This is a genomic window from Aliiglaciecola aliphaticivorans, assembly GCF_054782055.1.
This window is the reverse complement of sequence record NZ_BAAGTF010000019.1, coordinates 207,362-230,575: the sequence shown is the minus strand read 5'-3', so window position 1 is coordinate 230,575 and position 23,214 is coordinate 207,362. Positions and strand designations below refer to the sequence as shown.

At 42.2% G+C, this 23,214-nt stretch carries 25 protein-coding genes; 5 read left to right on the top strand and 20 right to left on the bottom strand.

The window, feature by feature from the left end:
- Nucleotides 1-125: 125 nt before the first annotated feature.
- A complete protein-coding gene (locus ACYVIL_RS11375) occupies nucleotides 126-683 on the top strand; it encodes a sigma-70 family RNA polymerase sigma factor (protein WP_303470152.1) in 558 nt (185 codons plus the stop codon).
- The gene (locus ACYVIL_RS11370) at nucleotides 676-1,389 is read left to right on the top strand and encodes a DUF3379 family protein (RefSeq protein WP_460312509.1); all 714 of its coding nucleotides are present in this window, start codon (nucleotides 676-678) and stop codon (nucleotides 1,387-1,389) included. Before ACYVIL_RS11375 ends, ACYVIL_RS11370 begins: the two co-directional genes overlap by 8 nt.
- A 92-nt stretch (nucleotides 1,390-1,481) precedes the next feature.
- Here ACYVIL_RS11370 and ACYVIL_RS11365 read toward each other — a convergent pair whose 3' ends face one another.
- A complete protein-coding gene (locus ACYVIL_RS11365; protein ID WP_460312508.1) occupies nucleotides 1,482-1,988 on the bottom strand; it encodes a DUF3087 domain-containing protein in 507 nt (168 codons plus the stop codon).
- Nucleotides 1,989-2,117: 129 nt separating this feature from the next.
- Between ACYVIL_RS11365 and ACYVIL_RS11360 the strand changes: the two genes are divergently transcribed.
- The 3 genes from ACYVIL_RS11360 (at nucleotide 2,118) to ACYVIL_RS11350 (ending at nucleotide 3,824) form a co-directional block, all read left to right on the top strand.
- Nucleotides 2,118-2,648, top strand: coding sequence for a protein tyrosine phosphatase family protein (locus ACYVIL_RS11360; RefSeq protein WP_460312507.1), 531 nt, complete (start codon nucleotides 2,118-2,120; stop codon nucleotides 2,646-2,648).
- A 17-nt stretch (nucleotides 2,649-2,665) separates the two neighbouring features.
- Nucleotides 2,666-2,860, top strand: coding sequence for a YwbE family protein (locus ACYVIL_RS11355; RefSeq protein ID WP_303470162.1), 195 nt, complete (start codon nucleotides 2,666-2,668; stop codon nucleotides 2,858-2,860).
- Between the two features lie 106 nt (nucleotides 2,861-2,966).
- The gene (locus tag ACYVIL_RS11350) at nucleotides 2,967-3,824 is read left to right on the top strand and encodes a PA4780 family RIO1-like protein kinase (RefSeq protein ID WP_303470164.1); all 858 of its coding nucleotides are present in this window, start codon (nucleotides 2,967-2,969) and stop codon (nucleotides 3,822-3,824) included.
- Between the two features lie 68 nt (nucleotides 3,825-3,892).
- Here the strand turns inward: ACYVIL_RS11350 and flhB are convergent, their stop codons facing one another.
- The 19 genes from flhB to ACYVIL_RS11255 form a co-directional block, all read right to left on the bottom strand.
- Nucleotides 3,893-5,017 (bottom strand): flagellar biosynthesis protein FlhB, encoded by a 1,125-nt coding sequence (gene flhB, locus ACYVIL_RS11345; RefSeq protein ID WP_460312506.1) that lies wholly within the window; start codon nucleotides 5,015-5,017, stop codon nucleotides 3,893-3,895.
- 11 nt (nucleotides 5,018-5,028) lie between these two features.
- Nucleotides 5,029-5,811 (bottom strand): flagellar biosynthetic protein FliR, encoded by a 783-nt coding sequence (gene fliR, locus ACYVIL_RS11340; RefSeq protein WP_303470168.1) that lies wholly within the window; start codon nucleotides 5,809-5,811, stop codon nucleotides 5,029-5,031.
- Between the two features lie 4 nt (nucleotides 5,812-5,815).
- A complete protein-coding gene (gene fliQ / locus ACYVIL_RS11335; protein ID WP_303470170.1) occupies nucleotides 5,816-6,085 on the bottom strand; it encodes a flagellar biosynthesis protein FliQ in 270 nt (89 codons plus the stop codon).
- A gap of 12 nt (nucleotides 6,086-6,097) precedes the next feature.
- The gene (gene fliP / locus ACYVIL_RS11330; RefSeq protein ID WP_460312505.1) at nucleotides 6,098-6,847 is read right to left on the bottom strand and encodes a flagellar type III secretion system pore protein FliP; all 750 of its coding nucleotides are present in this window, start codon (nucleotides 6,845-6,847) and stop codon (nucleotides 6,098-6,100) included.
- Nucleotides 6,840-7,271: a flagellar biosynthetic protein FliO gene (fliO, locus tag ACYVIL_RS11325; protein ID WP_460312504.1), complete on the bottom strand. Its 432-nt coding sequence runs from the start codon at nucleotides 7,269-7,271 to the stop codon at nucleotides 6,840-6,842. The genes fliP and fliO overlap by 8 nt, the downstream gene beginning before the upstream one ends.
- Nucleotides 7,272-7,299: 28 nt before the next feature.
- Nucleotides 7,300-7,716 (bottom strand): flagellar motor switch protein FliN, encoded by a 417-nt coding sequence (fliN, locus tag ACYVIL_RS11320; protein ID WP_303470176.1) that lies wholly within the window; start codon nucleotides 7,714-7,716, stop codon nucleotides 7,300-7,302.
- Nucleotides 7,717-7,743: 27 nt separating this feature from the next.
- On the bottom strand, nucleotides 7,744-8,802 hold the full coding sequence (fliM, locus tag ACYVIL_RS11315; protein ID WP_303470178.1) for a flagellar motor switch protein FliM: 1,059 nt from the start codon (nucleotides 8,800-8,802) through the stop codon (nucleotides 7,744-7,746).
- A 31-nt stretch (nucleotides 8,803-8,833) separates the two neighbouring features.
- Nucleotides 8,834-9,355 (bottom strand): flagellar basal body-associated protein FliL, encoded by a 522-nt coding sequence (gene fliL / locus ACYVIL_RS11310; protein ID WP_460312503.1) that lies wholly within the window; start codon nucleotides 9,353-9,355, stop codon nucleotides 8,834-8,836.
- Between the two features lie 92 nt (nucleotides 9,356-9,447).
- Nucleotides 9,448-11,682 carry a flagellar hook-length control protein FliK gene (locus ACYVIL_RS11305; RefSeq protein WP_460312502.1) on the bottom strand — a complete coding sequence of 745 codons (2,235 nt, stop codon included), beginning with the start codon at nucleotides 11,680-11,682 and terminating at the stop codon, nucleotides 9,448-9,450.
- Between the two features lie 118 nt (nucleotides 11,683-11,800).
- Nucleotides 11,801-12,238, bottom strand: coding sequence for a flagellar export protein FliJ (gene fliJ, locus ACYVIL_RS11300; RefSeq protein ID WP_303470184.1), 438 nt, complete (start codon nucleotides 12,236-12,238; stop codon nucleotides 11,801-11,803).
- Nucleotides 12,238-13,572, bottom strand: a complete 1,335-nt coding sequence (gene fliI, locus ACYVIL_RS11295; RefSeq protein ID WP_303470186.1) for a flagellar protein export ATPase FliI — start codon at nucleotides 13,570-13,572, stop codon at nucleotides 12,238-12,240. Before fliI ends, fliJ begins: the two co-directional genes overlap by 1 nt.
- Nucleotides 13,573-13,575: 3 nt before the next feature.
- Entirely contained in the window at nucleotides 13,576-14,385 is an 810-nt protein-coding gene (gene fliH / locus ACYVIL_RS11290) for a flagellar assembly protein FliH (RefSeq protein ID WP_460312501.1), read from the bottom strand.
- 41 nt (nucleotides 14,386-14,426) lie between these two features.
- A complete protein-coding gene (fliG, locus tag ACYVIL_RS11285) occupies nucleotides 14,427-15,464 on the bottom strand; it encodes a flagellar motor switch protein FliG (protein WP_303470190.1) in 1,038 nt (345 codons plus the stop codon).
- A gap of 8 nt (nucleotides 15,465-15,472) precedes the next feature.
- Nucleotides 15,473-17,176 carry a flagellar basal-body MS-ring/collar protein FliF gene (gene fliF, locus ACYVIL_RS11280; protein ID WP_460312500.1) on the bottom strand — a complete coding sequence of 568 codons (1,704 nt, stop codon included), beginning with the start codon at nucleotides 17,174-17,176 and terminating at the stop codon, nucleotides 15,473-15,475.
- Between the two features lie 19 nt (nucleotides 17,177-17,195).
- Complete coding sequence (gene fliE, locus ACYVIL_RS11275) at nucleotides 17,196-17,516, bottom strand: flagellar hook-basal body complex protein FliE (protein ID WP_303470193.1); 321 nt, start codon at nucleotides 17,514-17,516, stop codon at nucleotides 17,196-17,198.
- A 310-nt stretch (nucleotides 17,517-17,826) separates the two neighbouring features.
- Nucleotides 17,827-19,170 carry a sigma-54-dependent transcriptional regulator gene (locus tag ACYVIL_RS11270; RefSeq protein ID WP_303470195.1) on the bottom strand — a complete coding sequence of 448 codons (1,344 nt, stop codon included), beginning with the start codon at nucleotides 19,168-19,170 and terminating at the stop codon, nucleotides 17,827-17,829.
- Nucleotides 19,167-20,348: a sensor histidine kinase gene (locus tag ACYVIL_RS11265; protein WP_303470197.1), complete on the bottom strand. Its 1,182-nt coding sequence runs from the start codon at nucleotides 20,346-20,348 to the stop codon at nucleotides 19,167-19,169. Before ACYVIL_RS11265 ends, ACYVIL_RS11270 begins: the two co-directional genes overlap by 4 nt.
- Nucleotides 20,349-20,539: 191 nt before the next feature.
- The gene (locus tag ACYVIL_RS11260) at nucleotides 20,540-22,021 is read right to left on the bottom strand and encodes a sigma-54 dependent transcriptional regulator (RefSeq protein ID WP_460312499.1); all 1,482 of its coding nucleotides are present in this window, start codon (nucleotides 22,019-22,021) and stop codon (nucleotides 20,540-20,542) included.
- Nucleotides 22,022-22,371: 350 nt separating this feature from the next.
- On the bottom strand, nucleotides 22,372-23,172 hold the full coding sequence (locus ACYVIL_RS11255; RefSeq protein WP_460312498.1) for a flagellin N-terminal helical domain-containing protein: 801 nt from the start codon (nucleotides 23,170-23,172) through the stop codon (nucleotides 22,372-22,374).
- Between the last annotated feature and the right edge of the window lie 42 nt (nucleotides 23,173-23,214).

Sequence of the window (23,214 nt, the reverse complement as noted above, 5' to 3'; positions counted from 1 at the left end):
CACCGGATTTTTTAATGTCTATGGCCCTATCAATCGCTAACATGATAGTCTAGATTTACAGTAAGCATTTTATAAATTTAATTCTTATACTAATCATAAACTTAATAAAAAAGGTTTAAGAACTTATGTTTTTTCGAAAGCAATCTGCCAATGACTCGGTCTCTGAAGATGTGGTAGTAAAACAAAAACGATACGAGACCTTAGTGCATAGCTTGCATGCCGATATATTTCGGTACGCTTACTGGTTAGTTAAAGATAAAGCTGTGGCAGAGGATATCGTTCAGGAGACGTTTTTACGAGCTTGGAAATCGCTGGATTCATTAAAAGATGAGAAAGCCGCAAAGTCTTGGTTAATTACCATATTGCGTCGTGAAAATGCACGAAGATTTGAACGTAAACAATTTGATTTAGTCGATATGGATGATGTGACTTTGGAAGGAGATAATTTGTCCAACGAATTAGAAATTGAGTATCAGGAACTCAGATTGCTAATGGCAGATTTAAACGAAGAATATCGTGAGCCCCTTATACTTCAAGTTATGTATGGGTATAGCGGAGACGAAATTGCTAAGCAATTAAATCTTAATAAAAATACGGTAATGACTAGATTGTTTAGAGCACGTAGTCAATTAAAAGAAGCGTTAGAGAAATCAAATAACAGTAGAGGTTATAAAAATGGATGATTTGACATTCCGTCGTACCATTTACGCAGACCCTAATTGTGCTGATGAAGAAGTAATACAAGCAGCTCAAGAAGATGCTAAAAAACAACAGTTTTGGAACGATGTTAAACAGCTAGATGAATCAATTGCTAAAGCTGCCAGCATTGCTGTCCCTGATAACCTAGCTGAAAAGTTGATTTTAAAACAATCGACAGAAGTGGTTAAAACTCAGCGAGCTAAGAGTCGCATACATTTAGCGGTGGCCGCATCAGTAGCCTTTGTTATTGGTATTAGTTTTAGTCTGTTTCAGCAACCACAAGGGATTGATTTAGGCGAACATGCGTTAGCCCACGTTACTCAAGAAGGCAATGGGTACGCATTACAAGTGAACGGCGACTTTTCCCTAGATAATGTCAATGTACAGTTAGCAAATCTAGGTGCTGAGTTCACTCAGAAAGTCGGGCGGATTTATTATGCTAACTTTTGTGTATTCGACAACGTTCGCAGTTTCCATTTGGTTTTGGAATCTGAAGATGGAGAAAAGGTAACTGTGTTTGTGGTACCTCAAACCAATGATATGCACAGCGAAGAAAACTTTTCAGGCCATCATTTGAAGGGGCAAATGTTTACCAGTCATCAAGCCAATGTCATTGTGGTAGGTGAACATGACAAGTCAGTGGGTAAAATGAAAGAAAAGCTACAAAAAACACTACGTTTTAGTGCTTAGTAATCGCAAACGCTATAGGTTTAGCTGAAGATAATCTTATTCGCTTTTCAAAGGTTATCTTCAGTTGATATTCCATTAGCCAAGAGTTCCCATTAGAATTTTTTCAACATTCCCTCATCATAATCATTCGCATTTAAGCGTAAATTATATTGTGTTGCTAAGCCGTCGAGTTCTGCTTGATGAATCGCTAACTCTTCCATAGTAATGGTATTGTCATCGAGTTGCCAAAGTTGCCGAGAGCCTGCGTAGCAGTATTGCAAGGTAATCAAGGCATCAACATTGCCCTGTTGAGCAGCCAGCTTAATTTGGGGCATTTTACGATTGATTTTATTCAGCGCTTTTTTCAGTTCCCATACATAAACCACTTCAGTCATAAACTCCGAATAGCGGTATTTATTCAATAGCAAGCCGATGCTAATTGCAGTGACTAAAACCCCGATAAAATTCCAATGAAAATGACTGCCACTTTCGTCTGGAAATAGCAAAATGAGTAGTTGGGAAATAGCTAAACTGCCGGCAGCTAAGGCGATGATACAGGCCACAATGATTCGATTTAAGCGTTTGCGATAGAGAACTTTATTAATGTCATGAAGACGCATAATTACCTGAGTACAACTTTTATCTTTGTTTATTGTATGTCATTGTAACTAAGTTGCTCCGGTAACTAAAAAGTATTTTTTACTGGGTGCGAAAGAATCAAACTCCAATAAATTATTTAGGGAAGTGTCGTGAAGATCATTGCGTCTGTAATACTGTTAATGGGTTGTTTTATGTTTAGTGCCTTCGCCTCTGAAAGTTCCCTTGATATCCCTCTACCTGAACTAAAAAACTATCAGGTGAACAATGAGAAGATGGTGAGCTCGGGTTTGCCCAGCAAAGAGCATTTACAACGTTTACAAACCTTAGGTTTAAGCAACGTTGTAGATCTCATTCCTGATGACAGAACTCAGCACCAAGCACTCATGGATAATATAAATTTGAATTATCATAATATTGCGGTGGAATGGGAAAACCCCACCTTAGAAAACTTTCAAGAATACGTTAGGGTTATGCAAGAATTTACCGCAAGTGACGGGGTTACCCTCACCCATTGCCGCGTCAATATGCGAGGTTCAGTATTTACCTACCTGTACCAAGTAACGCAATTACACAAACCTGAAAAAGCGGCTAGACAAGACATGTTAGCAATCTGGCAACCTAATGATATTTGGTTAGGCTTTATTGACGAAGTTTTAACTGCTTACAAACACCAGAACTAGTTTAAAAGGAGACGGGAATGGACGGTACTAAACGTTCTAATATTAGAATTGGCAGCAGTGTTGCAATTGTACTGAAACAAGATCAGCGCAGCGGTAATCTTACCCAAGGAGTCGTTTCAGCCATACTAACCAAATCACCGAATCATCCACACGGCATCAAAGTGCGTTTAGAAGATGGTCAAGTCGGCAGAGTTAAGGAAATTGAGTCATAACGTGACCTTAAATTAATGGTTAAAAACCCCGGTTTGCTTAAATTAAAATCAGAGAATTCATCCACCAGCTATTTAAAAACGGATGTGAGTACTGTATAAACGCGCCATGAAAATTCCAAAACGTTTACAACCACTAGTCGAAGACGGACTGATTGACGAAGTGCTTTACCAGCTTATGAGCGGTAAAGAAGCCACCGTATTTGTGGTAAAAAGCCAAGGCGAGATCCGTTGCGCCAAAGTGTACAAAGAAGTGATGCAACGCAGCTTCAAAAAAGCCGCGCAGTATCAAGAGGGCCGCAAGGTAAAAAATAGTCGCCGCGCTAGGGCCATGGAAAAAGGTTCTAAGTTTGGTCGCAAACAATTGGAAGATGCCTGGCAAAACGCTGAAGTTGACGCCCTTTTTACCCTTTCTAAAGCCGGAGTACGAGTGCCCCAACCCTTTGGTTGTTATGATGGCGTGTTACTGATGGAACTAGTCACCACAGAAAATGGTGAAGTTGCCCCTCGTTTAAACGATGTTTCCATGTCTAAACAGCAAGCCTTAGAAGATCATGCTCAGGTCATGTTTTACGTGATGCTGATGTTATGCTCAGGTTTAGTCCATGGGGATTTATCGGAGTTTAATGTGTTAGTTGATGATTATGGCCCAGTGATTATTGACTTGCCTCAGGCTGTCAACGCTGCGGCAAATAACAATGCCTTTAGTATGCTGCAACGCGACGTGCGCAATATGACGGATTATTACGGGGAATTTGCTCCAGAACTACATCACACTCATTATGCAGAAGAAATGTGGGCATTGTTTGAAGCGGGCGAGTTAACCCCAGAAACCGAATTAACTGGGCAGTTTGAATTTGATCACAGTGCTGCCGATGTGGATAACGTGCTAGAAGAAATAAAAGCCGCGTTCGCTGAAGAAGAAGAACGTTTAGCCCGTATCCGGGCGGCTGACAATGATGAATAGCCTCTATCAATTCACAAGCATTTGGCAGTCTAAGAAAACTTCAGTCTAAGAACGCTTCGCGACAGTTTTTAATAACGCATATCTTCTGGTATCGGTAAATTCTTGCTAAGTGGTGAAGGTCGTTTTCCTTTGCCGCTCTTGAAGGATTTAACTTGGTACACGTAAGCTAACACTTGTGCCACCGCCATAAACAATTTCTCGGGAATTTCGTTATTTGCTTCCGTTGTGTGGAATATAGCCCGTGCCAATGGTGGTGAAGAAATAATAGGAATGCCGTGAGCCCCTGCTATTTTACGTATGTGCATAGCTAGTTCATCGGTCCCCTTAGCCACCATAATAGGTGCCGTAGTGCCATTTTTATCGTATTTTAATGCTACTGAATAGTGGGTGGGGTTAGTCACTATTACGTCGGCTTTTGGCACTTCTTGCATCATACGTTTCGCCGCGGCTTGATATTGAAGCTTTCTGATTCTGCTTTTAACCAGCGGATCACCCTCTGAGTTTTTGCGTTCGTCTTTGACCTCTTGTTTGGTCATCTTCATTTCTTTGTCATGCTTCCAAGTTTGAAAAGGTACATCAAAAGCAGCAATAGGAATTAACGCACAGCATAAGAATAAAAATGCCCAAGCCAACAGATCCATAGCATGAAAAAGATTGCGCGGATATAACTCCATATCCAAATGCAACGCTTCATCTTGAAAAACAATGAAAGCAATATAAGCCGCCGATGCGACCACGACAAACTTGGCAATTGCTTTTAGTAACTCCACTAAACCATTGACTCCAAACATGCGTTTAAAACCAGCTAATGGATTGATTTTATTCGCTTTAGGTTTGGCTGATTGCCAAGTAAAGTTATACCCACCTAAAGCAATACTGCCGTAAATACCGGCAATCATGGCGATTAACAGAAAAAACAAAACTGGAACACTGATGGTTTCAAATGCATATCCCCATGCTTGAAACATATGGTTGAAATCGTAGCTTTCATCTCTGGAAAGCTTGAAAGTACGTTGCATTACTTGAAACAAAGCACTGGCAATTCTTTCGCCAATTAATAAAAACGCGATCGCACTGCCCACCAAGACTAAAGTGGTTGATAACTCACGGGATCGGGCTATTTGACCCTTTCTTCGGGTGTCACTTTTCTTTTTTGCCGTGGGGTCTTCTGTTTTTTCACTTGAGTCAGCCATCTATGCTTTCCTTAAGTCGCGCAGACTTGCAACAAATTACACATTAACTGCTGGGCTCTTTGCCACTGTAATTCGAAATGGTGGGTGAAGTTATCCATGGTTAACCAAATAATCAGTAAACCCATAATTTGCGCAATGGCAAAACCAATACTAAAAATGTTTAATTGGGGCGCAGCCTTAGTCATCACACCGAATGCCAAGTTCACCAATAACAACGATACAATGGGCGCTAATGAGAGAGTTACCGCCGCCACAAACATCCAACTTGCCCAATGGGCAATTTCTTTAAATTGTTCTGGTTGAAACCAGGCCTCACCGATTGGAAATGCCTGAAAACTCATAACTACCATGCGGATCATTGCTAGATGCCCGTCCAGCGCCCAAAACAGTAATGTGGCTAAAATCAAATAAAATTGACCTACCGCAGGCACATTAATCCCATTGACTGGGTCAACAATTGAGGCAAATCCAAGACCGGTTTGCATTGCAACAACTTGTCCGGCAATGACAAAGGTATCCAGCATCATTGCTGAAATAAATCCAATTGCTAAACCAATAATTAACTGCTGAATAATTAACACAAAGGTACTCACTGAAAATATTTCAGATATATCAACAGGTGGCACTACAGGCATAATTAATAAGGTAAGGAAAAGCGTTAGTAAGGTACGGATTGGCGTTGGAACCGTTTTCGCACTAATGCCTATCATAGCGGCAAACAAACCAGAAACACGCATAAAGGGCAGTAACATGTCTGCCATATAATTTGTGATGGTAGAAGCTGCAAACTCCAAAAGCTTAACCTACGACTTCTGGGATGCGTTCAACGATATTGAAAGTGAAATCCATTAACTTTTGTACTAGCCAATGTCCACCCCAACTTAATGCTAAAAGGGTCACAATCAACCGCGGTAGAAAACTCATGGTTTGTTCATTGATGGAAGTGGCCGCTTGAAAAACCGCAACGATCAGGCCGACAAACAAGCTCGGCAAAATGATTGCCGACACCAATAAGATTACCATTTGTAAGGCTTCTTTTAGAATCTCGACGAAGACTTCTGGTGACATATTAGTATTCCTCTACCCTAACCCAAAGCTTGTTGCCAAGGTGCCAAAAATTAGATTCCAACCATCCACTAACACAAATAACATTAGCTTAAAGGGCAAAGAGACGATCATCGGCGATAACATCATCATCCCCATTGCCATTAAAATGGATGCCACCACTAAATCCAGAATAAGAAACGGAATAAACAACATAAACCCTATCTGGAACGCCGTTTTCAGCTCACTGGTTACAAATGCAGGGATCAACACATTCATAGGGACTTCAGATGGATCGTCAAACTGGCCTTGCATATCCCCTAACTGAACAAAGGTTTCTAAATCTTTTATCCGAGTTTGCGACAACATAAAGGCACGCATTGGCACCTTAGCTTGCTCATACGCCTCTAAGGATGTCATTTCTTCGTTTAGGTAAGGTTGCAATGCATTTTCGTTGATCTTCTCAAAGACCGGCGCCATGATAAACATCGATAAAAACAAACTCACACCAATTAATATTTGATTTGAAGGCGACTGCTGCAGACCTATGGCTTGACGCAATATTGACAGCACAATAATAATTCGCGTAAACGAGGTCATCATCATTACAAATGCGGGCAACAAACTCAGTGCAGTCATAATCGCCAGCACTTGTAAGGTCATGGTATAGTCTTGTGTACCATCTGGATTTGTAGTGATAGTGAGAGCATCCACCCCCGGGGCCGCAATTGCATCAGCAGGAGCCAATAAAATGACGCTCAACAACACCAGTAAACATCTAATCATTGTTTTGTCCGTTTTTTTGCTGATTGTTTTTATCAAAACTAGGGTTAATTTTACCGGCAAGTGCTTGAGTTAACTTGTCTTTAAAACTATCTGATGTGGAATTTGAGGGCTTTTCTAAAGCGTGTTCGAGCTTAGCTAAGTGATTGATATTCGTTGCCGTAACCCCCACTAAATGCTGTTCATCTCCCACTTCGATGACCATAATGCGTTCACGGGTGCCAGCCACCATAGAGGCCACAACCTGAAGTTGACCATTTCCCGTTGCAGTGACGTTAAACCGTCGCATTAACAGGGCTAACACCACCACAATCACGATCACAAGCAATAATGATAGAAAAATTGACACTACTGAGGTGGGGTTTGAAAGGCTTTCGACTTGTGCAAAAGCACTTTTGGAAAGGATGAAAAATGGGCTCAGAGACATCCAAACCCATGATTTGTATAAGTTTTTATTACCTGAGCTTTTTGATTCTCTCGATTTGACTAATAACATCCGTTAACCGAATCCCAAATTTATCGTTGACGACCACTACCTCTCCATGAGCAATCAACGTGCCATTTACTAACACATCAAGTGGTTCGCCGGCGACTCGGTCTAATTCAACAACGGATCCTTGGTTCAATTGTAATAAATTTCGGATACTAATATGACTGCGCCCCACTTCCATGGAAATGGTCACAGGAATATCTAAGATGGTATCGAGCTTTTTCTTTTCTTTTTGAGTTATAGGGGCATCTTCAGATAGTTCATCCAGCTCAGCTACTGACACTTCACTATCTTTATCACCCGCTTTACCCTCTGCACCTTCTTCTTCAGCTTGTTCAGCCATAGCTGCAGCCCAGTCGTCCATTGCATCATCTTCACTCATTGTTCTTTACCTCGTTGTTGCAGACGCTCATAAATCTTCTTCAAGTATAGAAAGCTCAGCATCGCTATCTATTCGGCGTCCGCCTTTCGTTAATAATTGCAATTCAGATTTAACTGAAGTGGGTCGTGGAATTTTCTCGGTAATTTTTACCGCGATATTGTCCCGTGAACGACCTAATTTCGCCCTAAATGTAGGTAGGTCTTCAATAAGAACCGTTATGGTCTCGGGCATTTCAATGGGAATAATATCCCCTGGTTCAAAATTCATTATTTTTTGTAAGGAAACATCCACGTCCAACATATGGGTTGAAACAGCTACGGTTACATCTAGAATTTCATCTCGAAGGGCTTTACTCCAGCGTAGATCCGTATCTTCCTTGTCGCTTTGCACACCCGCATCTAATAGCTCTCGAATGGGCTCTAACATGGAGTACGGCAAAGAAACGTGGAAATCACCACCACCGCCATCCAATTCAATATGGAATGAGCTAATGACCACCACTTCAGTTGGACTGACAATATTAGCCATTGCTGGATTAACTTCTGAGTCTAAATACTCAAACGAAACATCCATGACCGGTGCCCATGCTTCTTTGTAATCCTCAAATATCAATTTCAGTAACATTTGCGTAATGCGGCGTTCAGTGGGCGTAAACTCACGTCCTTCAATTTTGGCATGATAACGACCATCACCACCAAAAAAGTTGTCGACTAAAATGAAAACCAATCGGGCTTCCATAGTAATTAAGCCTGTACCTTTGAGGGGTCTGAAACGCACCATATTCAAACTGGTAGGCACAAATAACGTATGAATGTACTCACCGAATTTAATCATTTGAATACCGTTGATAGATACTTCGGCAGAACGGCGCATCATATTAAACAAGCTCACCCGCATATGCCTTGCAAATCGCTCGTTAACAATTTCCAGGGTGGGCATACGTCCACGCACAATGCGGTCTTGGGAAGAAAAGTCATACTCAATCATCGAACCATCAGATTCGAGATCTTCGGTATCCTCTTCTTCAACATCATCAACACCATGAAGTAGCGCGTCAATTTCGTCTTGTGATAATAAATCGCTCAAAGTTTTGCTCGCTTAAATCAACATTTACCGATTATTGCATTACAAAGCCAGTGAAAAGCACTTGCTCAACCACTTCACTGCCAACGGTTTCTTTTAACACTTTTTGTACTTCTCTACCGGCTTGATCCCTTAAGGCAACCTTGCCAGCCTCTGTGACTAAATCATCTGCGTTTGAACTACTGAATACCTTTAATAAGGTTCCTTCAATCAATGGCACATGCATTTTCGCCATCTCTTCATTGTCCGTTCCACGCACCATTAATTGCACTTTGATTTGTGCAAGGCGGTCTTTACCCTGACCAGGAACGTTAAATACAAATGGACGTGGCATAGCGACATATAAGGCTGTTCCTTTATTCGCCGAAGACATCGACCCACTTTCATCAGATGAAGCTTCCGCGACTTCTGATTCAGCAGCCATATCAGGCTCATCTGAACTACCCAGTAAAAAATATGCGGCGGCACCGCCACCGATGAGGACAAGGGCTACGATGATAATGATTATCATTTTACCTTTGCCGCCTTCTTCCATTTGTAATTCTTCTTCTGCCATTGTCTTCTCAGTTGTGTTTAGTATGACTGTTTGTGCATTGTATCAATAAATTGCCTGAACTAAACGATTCTAGTCGTTCAATTGCACTTCTATTACACAAAATAGTCTATTCCGCCTAATCTGCCATTAGAAATTCGTTGTTCTATCACCTGAGTCTCCTCTCCGGGGATATTCTCATCAGCTTGATTAGTGCCCACATATTCTGAATCTTGTTGCGTGTCATTGCTATTTTCTTGCTGCACCGAAGACTGTCCAAGTTCAATACCTTGCTGCTCTAAGAGTTCCTTAAGTCTTGGCGTAGCCTGCTCGAGTACGTCTCTTGCCTGCTGTGATTGCACCACAATATTCACGCTAGCGGTATCCCCAGACATATTTAGGCGTACTTTCATTGCGCCCAAATCGGGTGGATCTAAACGAATCTCAGCTTGCAAGTTATTTTGATTCGCCATCCAACGCACTTTTTCAGTCAATTGCTGCAATCCTTCATTGCGAGTAATATTTACCGCTTTGTCAAATTGCGCCATTTGCTGACCTTGTTTAGTTTGCAAATGTTGCGCCTGATTTACGTTTTCTTTGACTAAATTTCTCTCGGACGCAAAATTATGCTGTAGCTGCTCTATTTTGGCGTTTAATTGACTGGTTAATTCTAAGCTTTGATTAAACCGCGTGACCGAATGATCCAATACTTCTGGGACTATGGGCATCGCGTTCACTTTAGTGGCGGCATCACTAACTAATGCCGATAAATCGATTGCAGGCTGATGGCCTTGCTGCAGTTGTGCTTTTACTTCTTCAATCCCACTTTTTAGGGCACTCACAAAGTCAGTTTTAAGGGTGGCCTGCGAAGTATCAACTTGACTCGTCGCGGGTTTGATATCTAAACGTTTGGCAAGATTTGTCAACGCAGCATCTAGTTTGTCTGCAGGTATATCGAGTAAAACCGCCAGACTCTTGTCTAACGGTTTCGTAGACAAGGGGATCTCCTGCTCTCCAGTAACAGCATTAACCTGTGCTTGCGCGTTTAAACTTGGATTGCCATCTTGTTGATGCATTTCGCTGTTATCGGCATTGGTTGATTTACCACTTTGATCATTGGCAACATTCAACAAACCAAGCAGCAACTGCATGTCTTCAATCACGGCGTTCTCTGTTTCAGAGTCTTCAACTGGGTGAACATTGTTGACTAAGGCAACAGACTCAGTCTCATGGGTGAGCCTTTCTCGTAGACTTTCTATAACCTCGGGATCGAGCTGTTCTAAAAACTCGCTAATACGAGTAATGAGTTCATCGGCGCTCTGCACTTCAGTAGTGTCAGTATTTTGTTCAGAAGTGCTCTCAGCGGCTTGTAACTCAGTGATTAAGGTGCTCAAAGTGTGCAGCGCGAGTTCGGCTTCTTGCTCAGTTGTTAGACTGTTAGCCAACTCGCTGGCAACCTCACTACTAGCTTCAGTGTCCACTGTACTTTCAGTCTGGGGATGAACACTATGCGCTATTGACTCGGGGCTGTCAGTCTCTACGTCAGTATTTACTGTCGAGGTTTCTTGAACAGCACTTTCATCTAGCAATTCAATATTTTCGTTTTGTGACAATAGCTCAAACAAGGTTAACTCTGAATCCAGCTCCCCATCGGACTCAACCTGCTCACCAGTAATGTTGTGGGTTTCGCTAACTTCGATGTCGCCCTTTTCATTGGGCAGTTGCTCACTAGTGTTGCTAGCCTTGGCAATACTTTTTTCTAGTAATAGCAACCAATCGTTTAGCCCTTCTTCGCTTTCGCCAACGTTTCCAGAGTTTACTGTATTAAGTAGCTCATTAGTTTGTTCTTCACCAGTGGTAAAGGCTTTTTCGTCATTTATTGAATGCTCAGAAGTACCTCGCGCTAGCTCTTCTTTACTGCTTTGTAATTCTCCACCTTGCTCTTTTTGAATGTGTTTCGACGCTACTTTTTCCACATCAGCGTTGGTGGTTTTATTAAGCTCTTGAGAGACAGGATCTAGGGTCTTTTTTCCAGCCGAAGTTTCTGAAGAATCATCCGTCGTGGTTTCAGGAGTCTGAGCCGCTGACTTTTGCTCAACAGGTTTAGCGTATTCTCGCGAATTATCTTTCTTTTTTTCTGTTAAGGCTTGTTTCAGAGTGTCTTCACTGGCTTTGCTATTTTCCTGAGCAATATGGTTTTTACGGGGCTCATCAGGCTGGCCATACACTTTATCAGCTTGTTTTAAATACGAGCGAAACTCTAGCTGTTGACTAATATTGTTGCCAGAATAATCATTCACCTTAGTCATCAAGGCGGCAATTTCTGATTTAGTGGTGGCAATATCTTGCATCTTTAATTCCCGTTTCAGCATTGATTTATGACGTAAACCAATCATATTAGCTGGCTACAGCAAAGAGCGTTCCAATCTGCAAATTTATTATTCGAAAAGACGGGTTAAAAAAGCATGTTTATTGGTTGCGGATAAAGCGTTGGGTGGAAAGCTCATCCATAAATAACTGTTCAAGTTTATTATTTCTCACTTCTCTTGCCTGACGTTTTTTATCCAACAACATTTCCACAGCTTTGCGTTTACGCTGCTGGGCTAACCAAAGCTCTTTTCGTTGTTCGGCGACCAAAACAGCCTGATTGTGTACTTGCATTTGTTGCTGACAAGCTTTATCTAATTTGCCGATGAAGGAATGCAGTTTGTTAAATTTATCAATATTGAGGGTATCGGCACTTTTCACTTGGGTCTGACGCAGATAGTCCAAGCGATAACCTTCCAAGCTAGTCAATTTCTGCTTGTTTAGCTCAGCATGTTGTTGAGCTAATTGAAAATCTTGAGCAAGACGATCTTCTTTGTCCTTTTCCCACCTTGCCACTAATTCTAGTTGACGTTCTGCCATTAGCCGTTACCTAACCCTTTTGTCAAAGACATCATCCCTTCGAGGCATTCGTCATAAGGCAATATTTGCTTCATCCCCTGTTGTAGAAAAGTATTAATAACAGGCTCTGCAGCTATGGCTAAATCCATTCTAGGATCGCTTCCTTTAGTGTATGCGCCTATATTAATGAGATCTTTATTCTGTTGATAATTGGAATATACCTGTTTGATACGACGACTTGCCATTAGGTGCTCATCACTGACAACCATGGGCATCACACGGCTAATGGACGACTCAATATCTATGGCAGGATAGTGTCCTGCTTCTGCCAAATTTCTAGACAATACAATATGTCCGTCAAGAATAGCCCGTGCAGAATCAGCGATGGGATCTTGTAGATCATCCCCTTCGGTTAACACAGTATAAAAGGCCGTAATCGAGCCTTGCCCCTCTTTTCCGTTTCCGGCTCTTTCCACTAAAGCGGGTAGTCTGGCAAACACGGAAGGTGGATAACCTTTAGTAGCTGGAGGTTCACCAACGGCTAAGGCAATCTCACGTTGTGCCATTGCATAGCGGGTCAACGAGTCGATTAACAATAATACATTCAAACCTTTATCTTGAAAATATTCCGCTATCGCCACTGCGGTCTCACACCCTTTGAGGCGCATAAGGGGCGACGTATCTGCTGGTGAGGCAACAACGACTGATTTTTGTCTTTCTTGATCACCCAAAATGTCTTGTATAAATTCTTTTACTTCTCGACCACGCTCGCCAACCAAACCTACCACGACAACATCGGCAGAGGTGCCACGGGTCATCATTCCCAACAACACACTCTTACCCACGCCACTTCCCGCAAACAAGCCCATTCGTTGCCCTTCACCTACGGTGATCATCGAATTAATAGCACGCACGCCAACATCTAGAGGATTAGAGATAGGTTTACGGGATAAAGGATTAATAGGGGGTTTACTCAATGAAACGCGTTTTTCAGCTTTAATGGCACCTAACCCATCCAAGGGTTGCCCATTGCCATCCACCACTCGCCCTAACAAAGACATACCAACAGGTAGCCCCGGCTCTCGGGTAAGGGGTTCTACGCGGGAACCTGGAACGATCCCCTTTACCGCTTCGGTTGGCATTAGATAGGTAATATTTTCGGCAAACCCAACAACTTCCGCTTCAATTTGTCCATCAACGGTTTGCACTAAACATTGGCTGCCCACAGGCATTTGACAACCGACAGCCTCTAAGGTTAAGCCAATCCCGCGAACCAGCTTACCTGAAGCAACAGTATGGGCTTCAGGCACTTGATTTTGCAATGATTTAATACGCTCTAGTAGCTTCTCCGACATCCTTTAAGACTCACTTTCTATATCGCTAAGTCCTTGTTCTAGCAAAAACTTGTTAAGCACGTCTTTCACTCGTCGTTCAACCGAAGTATCAACTGCGTTGGTTTGCGTGCTGATATCGCAACCCCCTCTGGACATACTCGAATTTTCCACAAACACCCAGGCATTTTTTTCTATTTGCTCAGTAGAAAAACGCTCTTTGACCAGCTCTATATCTTCAGGATGCATGTGGATGGTATATTGAGATTCATGGATAGGCAGTGCTTTTAAGCCCTCGTTTAGAGCATTAAATAGGATTTCGGGATTGGTTTGTATTTCTGCTCTTATCACTGACTTGGCTAAAGAAACGGCCAGTTTGATTAATTCAGATTGTAATTCGTCTTCAACTTGGGATACGGGTTGATGTAATTGCTCCATTAAAGACTGCCATACCTCAACGTGCGACTCAACTTGCTCTTTGCCCTCAGCCAAGCCCTGTTCTAATCCTTCGCTCAGCCCTTGCTCTTTGCCTTCTTGTAAACCAAGTTCTTTACCCTCTGCATAACCGGCTTCATGACCTTGCTTTTTACCTTGTTCAAAACCTTCTTTGTATGCGGACTCTCGTATTTGCTCTATTTCTTCAGCAGTGGGCGGTAAAACCGTTTCTTCTACCTCTGGCGGTTCATATTTCCACGTGCGCTTACGATCAAATACGTTGGTTTTGTTGGCATTAGCATCAAATGTTTCTTCTAAGATCGGCAACTCCCAAGCGGCAATATCTTCGTCACTTAAGGTGTTTTCATCTGTCTCTTTATCAGTCACATTTTTTTCCGTCACATCAATACCATTAACTAAAAGTAAGCGTGTTAAAGGCTACTTTATAGGAACTCTTCGCCGCCACCGCCGCCAAGCATTATTTCACCAGAATCAGCTAACCTTCTGGCCACCGATAAAATTTCTTTTTGGGCAGTTTCTACTTCACTTATACGCACAGGTCCGAGTGCTTCAAGGTCATCAATCAACATTTCAGCGGCTCGTTTGGACATATTTTTGGTAATTTTGTTTTTCAGCTCATCATCAGCGCCTTTGATGGCCTTGAGCAATGAGTCTTGTTGAACTTCACGTAATATTGCTTGAATAGCGCGATCATCTACATCTGCAAGGTTGTCGAAGACGAACATCAAGTCTTGGATTTGCTGACTCATCTCCTCATCTTGTTCACGTATTGCATCCATCAACTGGCCTTCAATATTGGTATCGAGATAGTTCATAATATCTGCCGCTGATTTCAAGCCGCCCATTTTAGCGGCTTGTGTACCTGCCTGACCGGCAAATTGTTTCTCCATAATTTCATTTAATTCTTGCAAGGCTGCCGGTTGCACTTCTTCAAGGTTGGCTACCCGCATCATTAAGTCTAACCGCACTTTTTCTGGGAATTGTGCCAGAATTTCCGCAGATTGCTCTGCATCTAGATAGGACATAACAATGGTTTGAATTTGTGGATGTTCATTACGAATGATGCTGGCAACCTGCTTAGAGTCCATCCACTTAAGGGAGTCGAGACCTTTAGCTCCACTGCCCATTAGAATTTGATCAATTAAGTTGGCCGCTTTGTCTTCGCCCAAGGCTGCAGTCAATGCACGCTTCACAAAGTCTTGGCTTTGGAAACCAATGGTACTGTAATTTTGAATCTCTTCGATAAAATGTTTATGCACAGCGGTAATTTTTGGCTGCGTCATATCATCAATTTGCGCCATTGCTTGCCCTAAACGCTGAACTTGTTTGGGCTCTAAATGCTTAAGAATTTGCGCAGCGTCTTCTTCTGATAAACTCAGAAGTAAAATGGCGGCTTTATCTACACCCTCTAATTTTCCAACGTCATAGCCGCTGGATTCAGGTAATTCTTCTTCAGGCATGTCTATTCCTACTCATCTTGCATCAACCAGCCTTTTACTACCTGAGCTGATAATTCAGGTTCATTAGCAACTAATGCGCGAACCGCTTTTAGTACATCTTCATCTTTATGTAAATCGGGTAACATCAAGGAACCGTCTGCAGCAAAACCAACTTGCCCCTCATCAAACTCCTGAGACAGCATACTAATAGTTTCATCACCTAAGTCTAATGCGCTATCGACATCAAAATCATCGCTTTCAGTGGTATCTTGAGGATTAATAAGTCGACTCAACATCGGTTTAACCAGCGCAAATATTAATACGATAATGATAAGGGCACCCGCCGCTACTTTTACCGTTTGCGCAAACCATTCTTCTTTATAGTAAGGCACCACTTCGGGTACAAAATCACTTTCCCGACTAAAGGGAATACTTACCACCTCTAAAGAGTCACCACGAGTAACATCAAAGCCGATACCACCTTGCAACAAGCGACGAATATTGAGTAACTCTTGTTGCTCCCTAGGCGATGTTGACTGCGTACCATCTTCTGCAACCTTAGTGATATAATCCACTGCAACAGACACGCTCAACCGCTTAATGAAACCAGTCTGCTGTTTGGTATGACTAATTGTAGTATCTAACTCGTAGTTTCGCGTTTCTTCTTTTGAATTTCGACCCGGTAAGGTAGTTCGTGAATTGCTAGCCGTGGCATTTTCGGGGATTGAAGAGTCTAAAGGAGGTTGATTGGTTAGCGCGCCAGGAATGCCGGCGATTGCGCCACCTACACTGTTTTCTTCCACTAACATTTCACTGCGTATTGCAGGCAAATCAGGGTTGTAGCGACGCTGAGTTTGTTCAACTGCGGTAAAATCCATGGTTACATCAGCTTGGGCAGTATAGTTTCCCAATCCAAGAACCGGAATTAATATCGAATCGATCTTTTCTAAATAGGCATTTTCCCGTTGCTTCTCTAATTCATACTCTTTTCTAGAGCGCGCAGAGGCGGCATCTTGAGAACCAGAATTCAGTAACCGGCCATTGCTATCTGTTACAGTAACGCGACTAGGCTCCATTCCTTGCACTGCCGAGCCCACAATATCAATAATAGCGTCAACTTCTTCATTGGATAAGCTAGAGCCCCGTCCAGAAGTCACCACGACTGTAGCACTGGCTTTTTTCTCTCTCCGTGCAAAAACATTTTCAACCGGTAACGCAAGTAGCACTTTGGCTCGTTTAACCCCGTTTATTTCCTCGATAGTGCGGGCGATTTGCTGTTCTCTAGCATGCTTTAAGCGCTCTTTTTCTACTCGCTGTGACACCCCAAAACCCATATCTTGCATGATGATTTCAGCACCGGTGTTTTCCGAAGAAGAAGCGAGCCCTTGGCGAGTCATATTTAATTTAATCGCTTTATAGTCACTTTCTAGAACTTTAACCACATTACCTTCAAGAATGTAATCTGGGTAATTTTGATCAAGGTAATCAAGGGTTTCAATGAGCTCTTGGGTTTCCATTTTACCCAATGGACGGTAAGTAGGTTCTTGTGCCCAAATAACGATAAAAATAGCAATAGCGATACAGATCACCAGGGCAATCACTATGGTTACTTGACGCATTATATCGACATTGCCTAATGCGTCCATAAAACCAGATTTATGCTCTAATTCTGTTGAATCTGAATAGTTGTCATTGTCACTAAGTGCAAGCTCAGTGCTAGTTGCCTCGGCCACGAGTTATCCTCTTGCTATGTTAAACGGGCATGTTCATGATTTGTTTGTACGCTTCTAGTACTTTGTTACGTACCTGCACAGTAGCTTCAAAAGCAATGCCGGATTTCTCTTTGGTCAACATCACGTCAGCTAAACTCATATTCGGATCACCCATCTCAAATGCGATTTGTTTGTCTTTCGCATCCAGTTGCATATCGTTCACAGTATTAATTGCCTGCCCTAACATTTCGGCAAAATTATGAGAAGAAGGGTTAGTGCCAGGAAGCTGTGCAACATCCATCTGTGCACCTGACGCCATTGCCTGCATTTCTTGGTATAAAGATTGTGCTTTGATTTCCATGTGTCGCTCCGGTGGTCAAATCAAAAGGCTTTGCGTATGTCAAAAAAAATGGCAAAGCACGAATTTATTACAGCTATAACTTAACTAAGCAATCTCAGTGCCAAACTTTAAAACCTATAAATATCAGCAAGTTAGAGTATTTGTCATTTTATTGACGGAGTTGTTTTATAGGATTTAACCGATAACCAACTTAATGGCTGGTTAACCATTTCCGGGAATAACGTAAAATGGAGAAAAACCGAGGGGTAATCTCGATGGAGGATGTAAAAAAATAGCCGTTAATTAACGGCTATTAGTGAAAGTGGTAATACTAAGCGGGAAGTTCAATTCCCACTTCACGCATACGCGCTAATTTATAGCGTAAGGTTCTGGGACTGATCCCTAAACGTTCCGCCACATCTTTACGACGACCATTGCAAGATTGCAGTGTGTCGAGAATAATTTGATGTTCTTGATGACGTAATTCACTGCCTAATTTACTGTCATCCACTTCAGTTGGGTTTTCTTGTTCGGTGATAATAGTTTGGCCAGTCTCAATTTCAATCATCAAATCATTGGCGTCAATGCTTTCTCCATCAGACAAGATAAGGGCGCGTTGGATCACGTTTTCCAACTCTCGAACATTACCAGGCCATACATGCTGCATTAACTTACTTCTAGCCGAAGCCGTCAAGCTAGGCGCGGGTTGATTACCTTTATAGTGTCTTTCTATCATGTGTTCAGCCAGCGGCACTATGTCACCTGCTCGCTTATCCAACGGATGCCACATCAAAGGGAATACATTTAATCGATAGTACAAGTCTTCTCTGAATTTGCCATCGCTGACAACCTGTTTTAAATCGCGATTACTAGTGGCAATCACGCGCACGTCTAAGGCAATGGTTTTACGCCCCCCTAACCTTTCGACTTCTTTTTCCTGCAAAACACGCAATAGTTTTGCCTGTAATGCGAGATCCATTTCAGTGATTTCATCGAGTAAAATACTGCCACCCTGAGCCAATTCAAACTTACCAGGAGAGGCTTGTAGCGCCCCTGTAAACGCACCTTTTTCATAACCAAATAAGGTCGCCTCTAGCATATTCTCAGGTATAGCTGCACAGTTAATGGCAACAAAAGGCTGGTCTTTGCGGTTAGATTGGTCGTGAATATATCGCGCCAAAACCTCTTTACCCGAACCACTTGGCCCCAAAACCATCACAGTCGCATCTGAAGCAGCAACCTTTTTGGCTAAATTGAGCAAATTGATACTGGTAGGATCGGCAGCGATAGGATTGCGAGATTCCACTTGTTGAGCTGGTGCATATCGGCCAACTAAATTTAACAGCACTTCAGGACTAAAGGGTTTTGACAGATAATCAGTTGCGCCATCTCGCATTGCTTGAACCGCATCATCGATTGTTGCATAAGCTGTCATAAGCAATGTTGGTAAGCTGGGGAATTTATTTTTGATACTGCGCAATAGAGTTAGGCCACTCATTTCGCCCATTTGAATATCACTCACTACCAAGTCGACCTTGTGTGAACTTAGTTTGACCATCGCTTGCTCAGCCGAGTTAGCCTCGATAACCTCATAACCCCCTAGTAATAAGGTATCGACTAATGCCTCTCTTAACCCGGCATCATCTTCTACAATTAGTATGCTGGTTTGACTCACGATTTCTCTCCCAAAGCCTGTTTAGTTGTTTGACTTGATTTAATGATTGGTAACATGAGACTAAAACATGCTCCTGAGCCCGGCATATTTGACACTGTAACCGATCCACCGTGGGACTTAGCCACAGTAGCAACTACCGATAACCCTAAGCCTGTGCCATGACTTTTTGAGGTATAAAAAGGTTCAAAAATGCGATTTAAACACTGTGTATCCACACCCGGCCCATTATCTTGAATGTGCAAACTCACCTGTTGATCATCGTGTAAACAACTAATCGCTATTTGACAATCTTCAGGCTGTACTTGAATTGCATTATGAATAATATTTTGCAGCGCCCCTAAAAGTGCGGGTTTGTTGCCTAAGATCATTAGTTGAGGATCAATATCTTTGACAATTAACTGGGCATTAGCTTGCTGAACCATATTCTCTGCGGAAACCGTCAGTTCTGATATGAGTTCGGCAATAGAGATATTTTGTACAACTTGTTCTTCGCCACTTTTGGCAAACAACAGCATATCGTTTACCTGCCCTTCTAAATCTTTTAACCGCAACATTAACTTTTCACCAAAGCGCTCCCGTGCGCTGTCGCTAAGTTGATTGCTAGCTAAATTTGAAGCGTATAAAACCGCTGCAGATAAAGGCGTACGAATTTGATGGACGATGGAAGCCACGGTTTTGCCTAAAGAAGACAGGCGTTGCATGTGGCTAATTCGCTGTTGCAGTTGTCTGGTTTCAGTTAGATCAGTGAGTACAATAAGCTGTCCGGGTTCGGCAGTTAAAGGGGTAATAGATAATTTTACTTTTCGACCATCGTGTAACGAAACTTCATGGCCATCATCGGCTTGGGGCTTAAACGAACGAGCTATGATTTTACGCCATGCTTGACCTTCTAATGGCTCACCCAACAAGTCTTTGGCCAAAGCATTCGCCTGTTTTACCTGTCCTTGTCCATTTATCACGACAACCCCGGCCGGCATTACCTGTAATAAATGTTCCAGTCTGGTTGCCTGGCTTTTTAACTGCTCAAATTCTTGCTTGGAAACTTCTGTAGTTGAAGTTGATGACGCCTGAGGTGCAACAAACTGCGATGCACGCTCACGTGAGCGAGACGAGGAAGTACAGCTTATTTCCCGGTGTTCGTCTTCATACGATATGTTGAATGCACTGTCGAGCGCCATAATGTCCTCACGTCAAAAATATTACTTACCGTGAGATTAGCATATCCCATGCCAATTATTTTACCCTACATATCAATAAGTTATACCGTTGCAAACGGAGAGTTGAACGTCAACAAAATGACGGGAGAGGATTTAAGGGGTTATAAAGATTAAACAAGATGCGTTGCCATCATGGCATAAATACAGCCGTTCTAATCGCGGACTATTCCATATTTACGCATTTTTTCGACCAAGGTAGTTCGACGCATACCTAAGACTTCTGCCGCTCTTGCAACAACCCCGTCTTGTTGGTCTAGGGCTTGGTTTATCATACTGATTTCCAATTCTGAGAGATACTCTTTCAGGTTCATACCGTCTGAAGGCAAGGCTGAACTGGCATTCAAGTCAGTTTTTTGAACTATTTCCTGATTTTCGTCGAGATCAGCAAATTCGTTTTCATCACCTTCGCTTATATCACTATCACCGGTATCGTTAAACAAGGCGATTATTGCCTCACGTTCCAATAACTCTTCAGGGTAATCTGGTTCGAAATTATCGCCATCGGTATATTGGTATTTGGAGGGTAAATCCGTTACATCCACCACTTGGTTGGGATATAAAATCAGTAACCTTTCCACCAAATTAGAAAGTTCACGGACATTGCCCGGCCACAGATGTTCGAGCAGAGAATTAATTGCACTTTCGGTAAAACGTAAAGACTTTTCATTTTCTTGTTCTAACCGTGAAACTAGTTCCTGCAACAACAGTGGAATGTCTTCTTTGCGTTCTCTCAATGCTGGACTTTCAATGGGAAAAACATTCAATCGGTAATATAGGTCTTCTCGAAATGATCCTTCGGCGATCATGTTTTCAAGTTCTCGGTGTGTAGCAGCTACAATGCGCACATCACATTTAATGGGTTTGTTCCCCCCTACTCGCTCATATTGCCGCTCTTGCAACACTCGCAGCAATTTAACTTGCATTTGCAGAGGCATATCACCAATTTCATCCAAAAATAAGGTGCCACCTTCGGCTAACTCAAAACGCCCTTTACGTGCGTTTATCGCCCCTGTAAATGCGCCTTTTTCATGACCAAATAGCTCACTTTCTAACAGTTCTGCAGGAATAGCGCCGCAATTAACTGGAATAAAAGGACCATTGTTCCGATTCGACATAAAATGCAGATTTCGGGCGATGACTTCCTTACCCGTGCCAGACTCACCTAACACAAGCACATTCGCGTCAGAGCTTGATACTTGCTCGATTAAATGTCGGACATTTTGAATTTCTTCGCTTTTTCCAACTAAACTGCGAAATAATTTGGTTTTACTAGTATTAGAGTTTTTAGCGGGGCGTTTACGTAAGTACTCTTGACATCGATGAAGCATCTGAGTCAAAACGGGATAGGTTACCGGCTCTTCTAGCTGTCCAACGATATTGGCTCTAAATTCAGCATCAGCTTGGGCATTGCCAATTACAATAAAAGGTTGGGCTGGAAATTTGCTTACCACATCATCGGTCAGCTCAGGAGAGTCGAAATCGATGATTACAGCTTCAAAGCTGTCTTGTTTTTTCAACGAAGACATTGCTTCAGAAAAAGGTACCATCGCACAACGTTCGCCTAAAAAAGACAAGATTGTTTTGAGATTATTGGCGCGCGACATATGCCCGCTGATAATCAGAATTGTGCTCATCCTTTCCCCATCTTTGTTATTTTTATTGTTTTTTTTCAAGGGCGTGTCAATTCCAAGTAAATGTTTGCCAAGCTTCTCTGCTTAAAAATAGACAAAAACAAAACACCTATTTGGCGCAGTCCGTCTATTAAAAGATTAGCGTATATTTTTACTCGTGTCAGTAAGCTATAAAATGAAATTGAAACACACATACCAATTCTGTCTTGATTTTAAACATTCGTTGTCGGATAGCAACTATCAATTTTTATGTTTATGAATAAAATCAATTAATTGAACAAAATAAAAGCAGCCGAAGCTGCTTTATCATTAAATTTAATTTTAAACGTTCAATTAATCGCTTATATCGAGAATTAACTCAACAAAGACAATACTTGACCTTGCTGCTGATTCGCTTGAGATTGCACAGAAAGCGATGCTTGGCTTTGGATGCCAGCTGCAATATTGTCTGCTGTTGCTTGAGCGTAATCGGTATCTTGCAATCGACTTCTGGCGGCAGAAACATTAACATCGGTTTGACTTAGGTTTCTCGCAGCACTTGCAAATTGATTTTGCGTGGCTCCTAAATCCGCCCTAGCCCCACCTACAAATTCAAGGGCATTATCGGTAATCTCTAAGGCTTCTTCAGCCCCCTCAGACGTGGACACATCAATATTTAGCACATCATCAAGTTGTGCCGCCACATCTTGCGTCGCTACACCGATGCTCTGACCTGAGTTCGCACCAACTTGAAAATCAATGTTACCTTCTTCTGATAATAAAGATTTTCCACCAAAATTGGTCTGCTCAATGGTTTGGCTAATGTTACTTTGCAATTGAGAAATTTCGGATTGCAGCGCTTCTCGATCAGAATCGCTTAAGATCCCGTTCCCTGCTTGCACGGATAATTCACGAATTCGATTTACATCGGTATTAATACCTGACAAACCACCTTCGGCTACCTGAGATAGGGAAACGCCATCGTATGCATTAGAGATAGCTTGTCGATTACCTTCAACTTGGGTAGTTAACCGGTCGATAATTTGTTGTGCAGCAGAATCATCGGCAGCACTATTCACTCGCTTACCTGAAGCCAACTTTTCAAACAAGGTTTCTTGTTTCTGTTGTAACTGCTGTAAAACGGATGAATTGTTACTGGTATCAAGATTGATCATAGATTTTCTCCTCCTACACCTTGTGTTAAGGATAGCAAAATA